The sequence below is a fragment of the Pseudomonas sp. stari2 genome, assembly GCF_040760005.1.
Taxonomy (GTDB): Bacteria; Pseudomonadota; Gammaproteobacteria; order Pseudomonadales; family Pseudomonadaceae; genus Aquipseudomonas.
In genome coordinates, this window is record NZ_CP099760.1 from 1,804,670 (window position 1) to 1,817,357 (window position 12,688).

The 12,688-nt window shown below is 59.4% G+C and carries 11 protein-coding genes; 6 read left to right on the forward strand and 5 right to left on the reverse strand.

All coding sequences use genetic code 11. From position 1 onward, the window contains the following. Window positions 1-34: 34 nt before the first annotated feature. On the reverse strand, window positions 35-1,213 hold the full coding sequence (locus NH234_RS08350; protein ID WP_007956512.1) for a VWA domain-containing protein: 1,179 nt from the start codon (window positions 1,211-1,213) through the stop codon (window positions 35-37). Window positions 1,214-1,225: 12 nt separating this feature from the next. After that, window positions 1,226-2,071 carry a MoxR family ATPase gene (locus NH234_RS08355; RefSeq protein WP_007911294.1) on the reverse strand — a complete coding sequence of 282 codons (846 nt, stop codon included), beginning with the start codon at window positions 2,069-2,071 and terminating at the stop codon, window positions 1,226-1,228. Between the two features lie 236 nt (window positions 2,072-2,307). On the opposite strand from NH234_RS08355, the gene NH234_RS08360 reads away from it, so the two are divergent. Together NH234_RS08360 and NH234_RS08365 are read left to right on the forward strand one after the other, a co-directional pair. Next, a complete protein-coding gene (locus NH234_RS08360; protein ID WP_256575913.1) occupies window positions 2,308-2,502 on the forward strand; it encodes a DUF4160 domain-containing protein in 195 nt (64 codons plus the stop codon). Next, window positions 2,490-2,990, forward strand: a complete 501-nt coding sequence (locus NH234_RS08365) for a helix-turn-helix domain-containing protein (protein ID WP_085730035.1) — start codon at window positions 2,490-2,492, stop codon at window positions 2,988-2,990. Before NH234_RS08360 ends, NH234_RS08365 begins: the two co-directional genes overlap by 13 nt. Here NH234_RS08365 and NH234_RS08370 read toward each other — a convergent pair. Beyond that, window positions 2,987-4,063 (reverse strand): DUF748 domain-containing protein, encoded by a 1,077-nt coding sequence (locus NH234_RS08370; protein ID WP_367256279.1) that lies wholly within the window; start codon window positions 4,061-4,063, stop codon window positions 2,987-2,989. The genes NH234_RS08365 and NH234_RS08370 overlap by 4 nt on opposite strands. Window positions 4,064-4,191: 128 nt before the next feature. On the opposite strand from NH234_RS08370, the gene cysK reads away from it, so the two are divergent. The 3 genes from cysK to NH234_RS08385 all read left to right on the forward strand — a co-directional run bounded on the left by cysK (window position 4,192) and on the right by NH234_RS08385 (window position 7,806). After that, window positions 4,192-5,166, forward strand: coding sequence for a cysteine synthase A (gene cysK, locus NH234_RS08375; protein WP_085730037.1), 975 nt, complete (start codon window positions 4,192-4,194; stop codon window positions 5,164-5,166). Window positions 5,167-5,353: 187 nt separating this feature from the next. Then, the gene (locus NH234_RS08380) at window positions 5,354-6,292 is read left to right on the forward strand and encodes an aspartyl/asparaginyl beta-hydroxylase domain-containing protein (RefSeq protein WP_085730038.1); all 939 of its coding nucleotides are present in this window, start codon (window positions 5,354-5,356) and stop codon (window positions 6,290-6,292) included. A gap of 650 nt (window positions 6,293-6,942) precedes the next feature. Continuing rightward, window positions 6,943-7,806, forward strand: coding sequence for a DMT family transporter (locus NH234_RS08385; RefSeq protein ID WP_085730039.1), 864 nt, complete (start codon window positions 6,943-6,945; stop codon window positions 7,804-7,806). A gap of 57 nt (window positions 7,807-7,863) precedes the next feature. On the opposite strand, the gene NH234_RS08390 is transcribed toward NH234_RS08385, so the two are convergent. Together NH234_RS08390 and NH234_RS08395 are read right to left on the reverse strand one after the other, a co-directional pair. Continuing rightward, window positions 7,864-8,772, reverse strand: coding sequence for a DMT family transporter (locus NH234_RS08390; protein WP_085730040.1), 909 nt, complete (start codon window positions 8,770-8,772; stop codon window positions 7,864-7,866). 84 nt (window positions 8,773-8,856) lie between these two features. Continuing rightward, window positions 8,857-10,482, reverse strand: coding sequence for a methyl-accepting chemotaxis protein (locus NH234_RS08395; RefSeq protein ID WP_085730041.1), 1,626 nt, complete (start codon window positions 10,480-10,482; stop codon window positions 8,857-8,859). Window positions 10,483-10,898: 416 nt separating this feature from the next. On the opposite strand from NH234_RS08395, the gene aceK reads away from it, so the two are divergent. Then, window positions 10,899-12,620 carry a bifunctional isocitrate dehydrogenase kinase/phosphatase gene (gene aceK / locus NH234_RS08400; RefSeq protein ID WP_085730042.1) on the forward strand — a complete coding sequence of 574 codons (1,722 nt, stop codon included), beginning with the start codon at window positions 10,899-10,901 and terminating at the stop codon, window positions 12,618-12,620. The last annotated feature ends 68 nt before the right edge of the window (window positions 12,621-12,688 follow it).

Below are 12,688 nucleotides of genomic sequence, written 5' to 3' on the forward strand. Positions count from 1 at the left end.
GTTCCCCCGCCGTTGGCGGGGGAACCATTGCGGATTACTTGGACAGAAACCGCATCCCTTCTTCGAGCCCGCGCAACGTCAGCGGATACATCTGATCCTCGATCAAATCCCGCACGATATTGGTCGACGAGGTGTAGCCCCAGGTGTCTTTCGGATACGGGTTGATCCAGATGAGCTTCTTGTACTTCTCCATGAAGCGCTGCATCCACACGTAACCTGGCTCTTCGTTCCAGTGCTCGACGCTGCCGCCGGCCTGGGTAATTTCATAAGGCGCCATGGCCGCGTCGCCAATGAAGATCACTTTGTAGTCGGCGCCGTACTTGTGCAGCAGGTCCTGGGTCGACGTGCGCTCGGAGGTGCGGCGCATGTTGTTCTTCCACACCGATTCATAAATGAAGTTGTGAAAGTAGAAGTACTCCAGATGCTTGAACTCGGTCTTGCAGGCCGAGAACAGTTCCTCGCAGATCTTCACGTGGGCGTCCATCGAACCGCCGATGTCGAACAGCAGCAACAGCTTCACCGTGTTGCGCCGTTCCGGGCGCATCTGGATGTTCAGCAGGCCGGCGTCCTTGGCGGTGTGGTCGATGGTGCCGTCGATGTCCAGTTCTTCCGCTGCGCCCTGGCGCGCGAATTTACGCAGGCGGCGCAGGGCGACCTTGATGTTGCGGGTGCCCAGTTCCACGGAGTCGTCGAGGTTCTTGTACTCGCGCTGATCCCAGACTTTCACCGCTTTGCCCTGGCGCTTGCCGGCGTCGCCGACCCGGATGCCTTCCGGGTTGAAACCGCCGGAGCCGAACGGGCTGGTGCCGCCGGTGCCGATCCATTTGTTGCCGCCGGCGTGACGTTCCTTCTGTTCTTCCAGGCGTTTCTTGAACTCCTCGATCAGCTTGTCCAGGCCGCCGAGGGACTGGATCTGCGCACGTTCTTCGTCGGTCAGCGAACGCTCGAATTCCTTGCGCAGCCAATCTTCGGGGATCAGCGCCTGCAAGTGATCGTCGAGTTTTTCCAGGCCGTTGAAGTAGGCGCCGAACGCACGGTCGAACTTGTCGAAATGCCGTTCGTCCTTCACCAGAATCGCCCGGGACAGGTAGTAAAACTCGTCCATGTCGGCGAAGGTCACACGCTGTTTCAACGCGTTGATCAGGTCGAGCAGCTCGCGCACCGACACCGGCACCTTGGCTGCGCGCATTTCATTGAACAGGTTGAGCAACATGGCGTCAGCCTCTTAGCGGGTGCCGCGACGGCTCATGAACGCCAGGCGCTCAAGCAGTTGCACGTCCTGTTCGTTCTTCACCAGCGCACCGGCCAGCGGCGGGATGGCTTTGGTCGGATCGCGCTCGCGCAGTACGGCTTCGCCGATGTTGTCGGCCATCAGCAATTTTAGCCAGTCGACAAGTTCTGAGGTCGATGGCTTCTTCTTCAGGCCAGGTACCTTGCGCACGTCGAAGAACACGTCCAGCGCTTCGCTGACCAGATCCTTCTTTATGTCCGGGTAGTGAACATCGACGATTTTCTGCAGGGTGGTGCGGTCGGGGAAAGCGATGTAGTGGAAGAAGCAGCGGCGCAGGAAGGCGTCCGGCAGCTCTTTCTCGTTGTTGGAGGTAATGATGATGATCGGACGCTTCTTGGCCTTGATGGTCTCGTCGATCTCGTAAACGTAGAACTCCATCTTGTCGAGTTCTTGCAGCAGGTCGTTGGGGAACTCGATGTCGGCCTTGTCGATTTCGTCGATCAGCAGGATGACGCGTTCTTCGGACTCGAACGCTTCCCAGAGCTTGCCTTTCTTCAGGTAGTTGCGCACATCGTGGACTTTTTCATTGCCCAGTTGCGAATCGCGCAGGCGGCTGACCGCATCGTACTCGTACAGGCCCTGATGGGCCTTGGTGGTGGACTTGATGTGCCAGGTGATCAGCTTGGCGCCGAACGATTCGGCCAATTGCTCGGCGAGCATGGTCTTGCCGGTGCCCGGTTCGCCCTTGACCAGCAGCGGCCGCTCCAGGGTGATGGCGGCGTTGACCGCCAGCTTCAGGTCATCGGTGGCGACGTAGGCCTGGGTGCCTTCGAACTTCATCTGCTAATCCTCGAACGGTAACGCCGACCTGAACGGGCAGGGCGGGGGCGAAATAATCGGATGCCCGACTATAACGCGCGGCCCGGTCGACTGTGAACGCAGACGGCTTATTCAGTCTCTGAATGGGGCGTCACATGTTGACTCGGTTTCGGCACGGGGCCAGCATTCAGGTATCGCCGATTTGGCGATAGTCTTCGGGCATGACTACCAAACACCGATTTCGCTAAAAATACCGCATTCAGTTGCGCGAGAAGGATCACCCGCCACCCCATGTTCACCTGACCGGTGGTGGAGTGGATGTGATGCTGAGCCTGGAAACCGTCGAGGTCATGATGGGCAAGGCACCGCCGCTGATCGTCAAGGAGGCGTTGGCGTGGGTATCGGCTCATCAGACGCAATTGCTGGAGGACTGGAAACGATGTTACCCATGAGGCGGCCACGGTTGGCGGCTGTGCAGGCACTGGCTGATGCTCGCCTGTCACTGACCTTTATTGACGACCAGCAACTAACACTCGATTTGAGCCGCGACCTCCAAACCTATCCGGGGCTCGCACCGTTACTGGATGCCGCCGTATTCGCAACAGCCGATCTGGGTGACGACGGCTGGAGCGTGGAATGGCTGCAGCCGGATATCCAGATTGGTGCCGATACCTTGTACCGGGACGCGCTCGCGCAAAATGCGCCCGACGAAAACACACGGATCTTCATGGATTGGCGCGCTCGCACCGGTTTACCACTGAATGAGGCAGCCGAAGCGTTGGGTGTCAGTGCCCGTAGCATCAGTCGCTACAGTAATGGCCGGGAAATCGTGCCGCGGTCGTTGGCCCTGGCCTGTCTGGGTTGGGATTCGTTGCAGGAGAAACCTGCACTGATCGCAGCAGAGGACACTGGGCGCTACATCGTCAACCGTAAAACTTAACCCGCATCCGGCTTCGGCCGTTCATACCGCGCATTGAACGCCTGGATGAATCCATTGCGCAAAATCTGCAAAAACGCTTCGAATGCGCTGATATCTTGCTGATGGACGCTGCCACTGAGTTCGACCTTGGTGGCGAACTGGTTTTTGGCCTGGTTCTTCAGCACGGTTTCAGTGCCGCCCACCAGTGCCTCCCAGACTGAGCGGAAGATGCTTTTGTTCTTGTTTTCCACGTCCTGCTGCCAGTTGAACACTTCAACGTCGCGCAGCAACGGCTTGATGTAGCCGGTGAGCTGGGCCTTTTTGGCCTGGGCTTCGATGACCACGTCGCCGTGGCCGGCGTTGAAGTCGAATTTGCCGTAGGCCGAGGCGAAGTCGTTCATGCGCTTGAGTTCGAGGTCGCGGGCCCGCAGGCGGAACTCGAAGTCTTCGAAGTTGCTTAGCGGGTCGAATGTGGCGGAGGTTTCCAGCGGTGCCTGGCCCAGCAGCAGGGCTTTGCCTTCAAAGCGAGCGTCACGTTTGCCTTCCTTGTCGACCACGTTGGTCAGGTTGTAAATGCTGGCGTCGACGTTGGTTGCATTCATGTTTACCGGTGGTTTGGAGTTGAAGTTGCGAAAGCTGATACGGCCATCGTTGATCTGCACCTCGTCGAGGGTGATCGGCAGCAATTTGCCCAACTGCTCGCGCCAGTCAGTGCCTTGACCGGTCTGGGAGTTCTGCTTGTTGGCCCCGCCATCAACGAAGTTCACCTGAGGTTTAAAGAATTTCACCTGCGCCACGACAGCATGGTCATACCAAAGCGAGTGCCAACTGACAGACAGGTCGATAACCGGCGCATCGACGAATGGCACCGGTACCTTGCCGTCGACCTTGACGATCTTCAGGCCGTTGATCTTGTACGCGCCACGCCACAGAGCCAGATCGACATCGGTGATCTGACCACGGTAGTCGCCCATGTTGGCCAGTTTTTCATTCAGATAGTCGCGCACGAGGTAGGGCAGGGCGATGTGCAAGGCAATCAACAGCACAACGAAAGTGGCGAGGATCCACAACGGCCAGCGGTAGCGACGCTTCATGGTGGCAATTCCCGAACGATGTAAAGCGATTGACTGTCGGCCGTTGCAGACGTTCGACCCGACTGGACTGGCAAGAGCAACAGGCTTACCTTGGAGAGCTGAATTCAACGCTGCACAAGGACCCAGCCATGAGCCGTATTTTTGCTGACAACGCCCATTCCATCGGCAATACGCCGCTGGTACAGATCAATCGCATTGCGCCCCGTGGCGTGACCATTCTGGCCAAGATCGAAGGTCGTAATCCGGGTTACTCGGTGAAGTGTCGGATCGGCGCGAACATGATCTGGGACGCCGAAAGCAGCGGCAAACTCAAGCCGGGCATGACCATTGTCGAGCCGACTTCGGGCAATACCGGCATCGGCCTGGCCTTCGTGGCGGCCGCTCGCGGTTACAAACTGATGCTGACCATGCCGGCCTCGATGAGTATCGAGCGTCGTAAAGTACTGAAGGCGCTGGGTGCCGAACTGGTGCTGACCGAGCCTGCCAAAGGCATGAAAGGCGCAATCGAAAAGGCCAACGAGATCGTCGCCGGCGACCCGGGCAAATATTTCATGCCGGCCCAGTTCGACAACCCGGCGAATCCGGCCATTCACGAAAAGACCACCGGCCCGGAAATCTGGAACGACACCGATGGTGCCATCGATGTGCTGGTGGCAGGCGTCGGCACGGGCGGAACCATCACCGGTGTGTCGCGGTATATCAAGAATACGGCGGGCAAACCGATTATCTCGGTGGCGGTGGAACCAGTGTCTTCTCCCGTGATCACCCAGGCGTTGGCCGGCGAAGAGATCAAGCCGAGCCCGCACAAGATTCAGGGCATTGGCGCCGGTTTCGTGCCGAAAAACCTTGATCTGTCGATGGTCGACCGGGTCGAGCGCGTGACTGATGAAGAGTCCAAGGCAATGGCCCTGCGCCTGATGCAGGAGGAAGGGATCTTGTGTGGCATTTCCTGCGGTGCGGCGATGGCCGTGGCGGTCCGCCTGGCGGAAACCCCGGAAATGCAGGGCAAGACCATCGTGGTGGTACTGCCGGACTCCGGTGAGCGTTATCTGTCGAGCATGTTGTTCAGCGATCTGTTCACCGATCAGGAGAACCAGCAGTAAGCGTCCCGTTGATTCAGATCAGCCAGGGTTCAGGCTCGTTATGTTAATTAGTGCTTTGTTGCGCAATTCTTAACACTGAATCTTGGGTCGGGCGGGTTTTTCCCGGAGCCGGTAGTGTTTATCATGGCCGGCCGCCATGTCGGGTAAATGACATGGCGTGGCGTTGTCTTTTTTCAAGGAGTCGTTGATGACCTTTTCGTTGGCCGCCAAGGTGTTGGTGTTGCTGCTGTTTGTGGGCAGCATCCTCTACGTGCATTTGCGCGGCAAGGCACGTTTGCCGGTGCTGCGTCAGTTCGTCAACCATTCGGCGCTGTTCGCTCCATACAACGCGTTGATGTACCTGTTCTCCGGCGTGCCGTCCAAACCCTATCTGGATCGCAGCAAGTTTCCGGAACTTGACGTGCTGCGCGATAACTGGGAAACCATTCGCGACGAGGCCATGCACCTGTTCGACGAAGGCTATATTCGCGCCGCCGAGAAGAACAACGACGCCGGTTTCGGTTCGTTCTTCAAAAAAGGCTGGAAGCGTTTCTACCTCAAGTGGTACGACAAACCGCTGCCATCGGCCGAAACCCTGTGCCCGAAAACCGTGGCGCTGGTCAGTGCCATCCCTAACGTCAAGGGCGCGATGTTCGCGCTGTTGCCGGGTGGCAGCCATTTGAACCCGCACCGCGATCCGTTCGCCGGTTCCCTGCGTTATCACCTCGGTCTGTCGACGCCGAACTCCGACGATTGCCGGATCTTCGTCGATGGCCAGGTCTACGCCTGGCGTGACGGTGAAGACGTGATGTTCGACGAGACTTACGTGCACTGGGTCAAGAACGAAACCGAACAGACCCGCGTCATCCTGTTCTGCGACGTCGAGCGTCCGCTGAGTAATCGCCTCATGACCCGCATCAACCGTTCCATCAGCGCCTGGCTGGGCCGCGCCACCGCACCGCAGAACCTCGACGACGAACGCGTCGGCGGGATCAACCAGGCTTACGCGTGGAGCAAGAACTTCAGCGACAAATTCAGCGGTAAGGTCAAACAGTGGAAACGCCGAAATCCAAAGGCCTATCGCGTGATGCGGCCGGTGCTGGCGGTGGTGGTGTTGACGCTGCTGGGGTATTGGCTGTTTGGTTGAGGCTGGATTCAGGCAATAAAAAACCGCTCACAAGGAGCGGTTTTTTATTGCCTGCGAGTCAGCGCCGTCCAGCGAGAACGTCGGGTTCGCCCTCGATACCTGTAGTCAGTAGCTGAAGAAAGCGCTGCTGATTGGTTGATAGCTCGGAGGAAGCAAGCCTTTCATCCGTTTTGATTGATCTTCTTGGTAGGGTTTTTTTCACGGATTTGCGCATGAGCCCGCCCTCGTAGTGGATGTAGCCGTTGCTCAACAGCCTATTCAGCTCTCGTTCATCCGTCGCTAGCGGCCCTTTGCCCAACTCATTGCAATCCATGTCGCAGGCTGGTTATAGTCGGCGCTCGTGAGTCTCACGATTTACCTTTCAACCCCTCAAAAAAAGATCAGCCCAGATGCCTGCATCCCTCATCAACGCGGTAGTCGATTCAGCGGTCAACGCTGGCGTCGTGCCGTGCGGGAATCAGCAGCCTGTGCAGATCAGTCATTACCCCCCACCTGTCAGTAGCACGCCGGTGTGCGCAGTCGTATCACCGCCGGGCGTTGGCGTTTCGGGCTGATCAGCGCTTTCTGCTGACCCCTGTGCCCGCCTGAAAAAACCTACTGAATTTCAGCTTCGGCTGAGTTGGCTATTTGCCTGACTACAGGTGGTATTCATGTTTGTCTTTTCGAAAAAGTCCGCGCTCGCGGCGGCGTCCACGAGTCTGTTCGTTCTGCTGTGGAGCAGCGGGGCGATCTTCTCCAAGTGGGGGCTGGCCCACGCTTCGCCCTTTGCCTTTCTGCTGATCCGTTTTGTGATTGCCCTGTGCGGGCTGGTGCTGCTGGTGCCTTTGCTCAAGCTGAAACTGCCCAGGGGCGGCCGGCCGATGCTGTATGCGATGACTACCGGGGTGGTGCTGTTGGGCGCTTACCAGATCTTTTATCTGCTGGCGCTTGATCTGAAGGTCACCCCCGGCGTGATGGCGACCATCATGGGCGTGCAACCTATCCTCACGGTGGTGATCATGGAGCGACAGCGCTCGGCGAGCCGGATGTTTGGTCTGGCGCTGGGATTGGCCGGTCTGATCATGGTCGTCTATCAAGGCATCGGCCTGGCCGGCATGTCGCTGGCGGGGATGCTGTTCGGTCTGCTCGCGCTGGCAAGCATGACCTTCGGCTCGATCATGCAGAAACGCATCACCGACAATCCCCTCGGGACGCTACCGGTGCAGTATCTGGCCGGTCTGCTGCTGTGCGGGATTTTCGTGCCGTTCCAGCCGTTTCACTTCGAGCACAGCGCCGGTTTCATCGTGCCGGTGTTGTGGATGGGACTGGTGGTGTCCGTGCTGGCGACGTTGCTGCTGTACCGGCTGATCGCCCGGGGCAATCTGGTGAATGTCACCAGTCTGTTTTATCTGGTGCCGGCCGTGACGGCGGTGATGGATTACCTGATTTTCGGTAATCGCCTGGCCGCGTTAAGCGTACTGGGGATGCTGTTGATCATCGTCGGTCTGGTGTTCGTGTTCCGTAAATCGGCGTAAGGAACGCGTATAAAAAAGGCCCGGGAGGAAACTCCCGGGCCTTTTTGCATCTGTCGATCAGCGAGTCGCGACTTCTACCGGTTTCACCGCCGCCGGCTTCAATACCAGCCACAACGCAATCGCGATCAACACCCCGCCATACACGTGGGCCATCGACAGCGGTTCATCGAGAAACAGCGCCCCCCACAACACGCCGAACGGCGGAATCATGAAGGTCACGGTCATCGACTTCACCGGCCCGATGGAACTCAGCAGGCGGAAGTAAATGATGTAGGCAAACGCCGTGCAGCCCAGACCCAGGCCCAGCAGCGACAGCCAGACATTCCAGCCACCCCAGCTCACCGGCGGCTGGGTGATGACGCTGTAACCGAACAGCGGCAACAGAAACAGGGTCGCACCGAGCATGCTGCCCAGCGCCGACAGACGACTGTCGAGCCCGCCGGCCTGATCCAGCCAGCGTCGGGCAAGGAACCCGGCGAAGCCATAGCAGGTGGTTGCGAGCAGGCAGGCCACCGCGCCCATCAGCAGGTGCAGATCGAACGCGACCGGGCCGGCGCGGGTCAGCACGCCCACCCCGAGCAGGCCGAGGAACACGCCGGCGAGTTTGGCCAGCGTGAGTTTTTCACTGAAGAACAATCCGCCGATCAACACCCCCATTAATGGCGTGGTGGCGTTGAAGATCGCCGAATACCCGGCGGGCAGAACCTGAGCGGCGACGGAGTACATGGTTGCCGGGAGGCCCGAGTTGATAACACCCAGCAGCATCACGGTCTTGAGTTTGCCTTTGAAATCCCAGCTGACACGCATCAGGCCGAGGATCACCAGCAAACCGACCGCCGCGATCGAGACCCGGAAAAATCCGGTCGGAACGGTGCCGATCGCGGGGGCGATGATGCGCATGAACAGGAAGCTCGCACCCCAGATCGCAGCCAGCGACAACATGCGGAAAATATCGACAGGGCTCACAGGTAACTCCTTCCTTGATCGGGACGAGAGTGTTGCCGAGCGCCCTGACGATGGCAACCGCTAATCGGGCATTTAATTTCCCCGTCAGAGCACGAAGCGCGTCACCAGGCCGTTGAGGTCGACGGCCAGACGCGACAGTTCCTGACTGGCGGCAGAGGTCTGGGTGGCGCCAGCGGCGGTCTGGGTCGACAGATCGCGGATGGTCACCAGATTTTCATCGACTTCCCGGGCCACCAGTGCCTGTTGCTCGGCAGCGCTGGCGATCACCAGATTGCGCTGGTTGATCTGCGAGATCGACGCGGTGATTTTCTCCAGTGCATGGCCGGCACTGTTGGCCCGGCGCAGGGTTTGGCTGGCTTGCTCGGCGCTGTTTTGCAACGCGCCGACGGTGGCGCCGGTGCCTTGCTGGATGCTGCTGATCATCAGCTCGATTTCTTCGGTGGAGTTCTGCGTGCGCTGGGCCAGCGAGCGAACCTCGTCGGCGACCACCGCAAACCCACGTCCGGCCTCACCGGCCCGCGCCGCTTCAATGGCGGCGTTCAGGGCCAGCAGGTTGGTCTGCCCGGCGATGCCGCGAATCACTTCCAGCACTTTGCTGATGTCCTGAGCCTGGGTCGCAAGGCCCTCGGCCTGTTCGGAGGCGCCGAGCACCGCGCTGACCAGTTCCTGAATCGAGCTTATCGTCTCGCTGACCTGCACATGCCCGTGCTTGCTATCCTCGTTCGAGGCTTCGGACGCCTCGGCGCTGGACACCGCATTGGCGGCGACTTCATCGACCGCCGTGCTCATTTCGGTGACCGCCGTGGCGGCCTGCTCGATCTGGTCGTTCTGCTGTTGCAGGCCGCGGGTGCTCTGTTCCATCACTGAACTCATTTCCTCGGCGGCAGAGGCCAGTTGTTGGGCCGACTCGCTGATGCCGCGAATGGTCGAGCGCAGATTGCCCTGCATCTCGGTCAGCGCCGTGAGCAACTGCGCCGCTTCGTCCCGGCCTTCGCTGTCGATGCGACCGCTGAGGTCTCCCGAAGCAATTCGCCGTGCCACGTTCAGCGCCTGATTGATCGGCGCGGTGATGCTGCGTGTCAGCAGCCAGGCCAGCAGTAACGTGGCAATCAGGGCGATGACGATGATCGTGGCGACGATCCACAGCGCCTGCTGGTACATCGCCGCCGCGGACTTGGCTGCGGCATCCGCGCCTTGCTGATTGAGGCTGATCATCTGCTCCAGGGTCTTGTCGAGCACCGTGCCCTGCGGCGCCAGTTCATTGTTCAGGCGCGCGTAGGCCTGATCGTTCTGCCCGGCGTCGATCTGTTTGATGATCTGGTCGAGGATGCTCAGGTACTTGGCCGTATCGGCGCTCAGACCTTCCAGCATCGCCTGTTCCTGATCGCTGGCGATCAGGGCTTTGTGGTCGTCGAGGCGCTTGAGCAGTTCCTGGCGTTGCGCGGTGAGAAGACCCTTGCTGCGTTCGCGAACGGCCGCCTGGGTGCTGGTGATCAGGCGCAGGGATTCGAGACGGATGCTGGCGATGTTAGCCGCTGTGTCATGGATGCTTTCGATGCTGGGCATCCACGACTCCTCGATCACCGCCGCGCTCTCGCGCAGGGTTTTCATCTGGCCCAGGCCGAACAGGCCGACCACCACCAGCAGACTGGCCAGAACGGCAAAACACAAACTGGCGCGCAAACCGATGCGCAGATTCCGGATAGACATCAATGTGCTCCTTAGGATGAGAGAGAGGATGTCCTCGTGAACCGAGGATCTTGTTGTGAGGCGGGTAATGGCGGGGTGTATATCAAAGTGCCATCATCTTGGTAAGGCCGGATTAATGTTCGAGGCCGCACGAAGTAGGCAGGCGTGGTCAATCAGGGAAAAGCCGCGGGCTAGAGATGTCGCTTGACAATTGAACCCCAAGCCCAACGAAACCGTGGGCTGGCGCCGGCACGGTCGGAGAACGGAGCGAGACGTTAATTGACCGAACGGTCGATTAAAAAAACTTTGATAAAAACTGTGTCGCTGTACAACCCGGTCGAGGATTTGGCAGAAATTGCACTTCTCCTGTGCCCGGTTCCGTGGCTAAGCTCAGGCCTTCGAGCGCAGATTCTTCAATTCCCGCAGAGGTCTCATCTATGCCGCAGCAATGGCCAGCCACCGACATCGCCCGCATGATCCTCGATGGCTTTGACGATTACCGCGAGCATTTCCGGCGGATCACCGACGGCGCCCGGGAGCGTTTCGAGCAGGCCCGCTGGCAGGACACGCAAACGGCGTCGGCCGCGCGGATCAACCTCTACGAAGAAAAGGTCGGTGAAACCGTCGCCCGCCTGCGCGAATATTTCGAGCCGGACACCTTGATGGACGTCACCTGCTGGCCGCTGGTGAAAAGCGCCTACATCAGCATCATCGACCTGCGTTTCGACGATGAGCTGTCCGAAACCTGGTACAACTCGATTTTCTGCGGCCTGTTCAGCCACGACCTGATCAGCGACGGCTGCATGTTCATCCACACGACGCGCCCGAGCCTGCGCCGGGCTCGGGCCGCGCAAACCCGCACCTATAAACCCCAAGGGCAGATATCGGGCATGCTTGCGAGCATCTTTGCCGATTACCGCTTCAGCGAGGCTTACGCCGATTTGCCCGGTGACTTGCAGCGTCTGGAGGCGCAACTGCGCGAGAACCTGCCGGACTGGGTGTGCAAGGATCCGGAGCTGAGCGTCGAGCTGTTTTCCTCGGTGCTGTACCGCAACAAGGGCGCGTACCTGGTCGGGCGCATCTACACCAACGACGATCAATGGCCGCTGGTGATTCCGCTGTTGCACCGCGAGGGGAGGGGGATTCAGATCGACGCGCTGATCACCGACGAAGCCGAAGTGTCGATCATCTTCTCGTTCACCCGCTCGTATTTCATGGTGGATGTGCCGGTGCCGGCGGAATTCATCGGATTCCTCAAGCGCATCCTGCCGGGCAAGCACATTGCCGAGCTGTACACCTCGATCGGCTTCTACAAGCACGGCAAGTCCGAGTTCTACCGTGCCCTGATCAATCACCTGGCCAACACCGACGACCAGTTCATCATGGCGCCTGGCGTGCGCGGCATGGTCATGAGCGTGTTCACGCTGCCGGGCTTCAACACCGTGTTCAAGATCATCAAGGACCGCTTCTCGCCGTCGAAAAACGTCGACCGCGCCACGGTGATCGAGAAATACCGGCTGGTGAAAAGCGTCGACCGCGTCGGGCGCATGGCCGATACCCAGGAATTCGCCGACTTTCGTTTTCCGCTGAGCAAATTCGATCCGGCCTGCCTGGCGGAACTGCTGGAAGTCGCGCCATCCACGGTGTCGCTCGAAGGCGAAACAGTGCTGATTCGCCACTGCTGGACCGAACGCCGGATGACCCCGCTGAACCTCTATCTGGACAACGCCAACGAAGCCCAGGTACGCGAAGCGCTGGAAGATTACGGCTTGGCGATCAAGCAATTGGCGGCGGCCAACATCTTCCCCGGCGACATGCTGCTGAAAAACTTTGGCGTCACCCGCCATGGCCGGGTGGTGTTCTACGACTACGACGAGATCTGCTTCCTCACCGAAGCCAACTTCCGCCACATCCCGCCACCGCGCACGCCGGAGGACGAAATGGCCTCCGAACCGTGGTATTCGATCGGTCCGCTGGACGTGTTCCCCGAGGAATTTCCGCCGTTTCTGTTCGCCGATGCCAGGCAGCGAAAACTGTTCGATCAGTTGCATGGCGAGCTGTACAACGCCGATTACTGGAAGGGCTTGCAGGAGGCGATCCGGGCAGGGAAAGTCATCGATGTCTTCCCGTATCGGCGCAAGGGGCTGGATAACGAATAAAGTCGCCGCCAGCAGCAAACGACAGGCCCCGCTTTCAACTTGCGGTTTGTAGCTTGCCGCTTGTAGCT

Excerpts from the sequence above, each read along its gene's own strand:
- NH234_RS08370 (WP_367256279.1), bottom strand. The coding sequence starts at position 4,063 with ATGAAGCGTCGCTACCGCTGGCCGTTGTGGATCCTCGCCACTTTCGTT.
- cysK (WP_085730037.1), top strand. The coding sequence starts at position 4,192 with ATGAGCCGTATTTTTGCTGACAACGCCCATTCCATCGGCAATACGCCG.
- NH234_RS08355 (WP_007911294.1), bottom strand. The coding sequence starts at position 2,071 with ATGAAGTTCGAAGGCACCCAGGCCTACGTCGCCACCGATGACCTGAAG.
- aceK (WP_085730042.1), top strand. The coding sequence starts at position 10,899 with ATGCCGCAGCAATGGCCAGCCACCGACATCGCCCGCATGATCCTCGAT.
- NH234_RS08385 (WP_085730039.1), top strand. The coding sequence starts at position 6,943 with ATGTTTGTCTTTTCGAAAAAGTCCGCGCTCGCGGCGGCGTCCACGAGT.
- NH234_RS08395 (WP_085730041.1), bottom strand. The coding sequence starts at position 10,482 with ATGTCTATCCGGAATCTGCGCATCGGTTTGCGCGCCAGTTTGTGTTTT.
- NH234_RS08365 (WP_085730035.1), top strand. The coding sequence starts at position 2,490 with ATGTTACCCATGAGGCGGCCACGGTTGGCGGCTGTGCAGGCACTGGCT.
- NH234_RS08380 (WP_085730038.1), top strand. The coding sequence starts at position 5,354 with ATGACCTTTTCGTTGGCCGCCAAGGTGTTGGTGTTGCTGCTGTTTGTG.
- NH234_RS08350 (WP_007956512.1), bottom strand. The coding sequence starts at position 1,213 with ATGTTGCTCAACCTGTTCAATGAAATGCGCGCAGCCAAGGTGCCGGTG.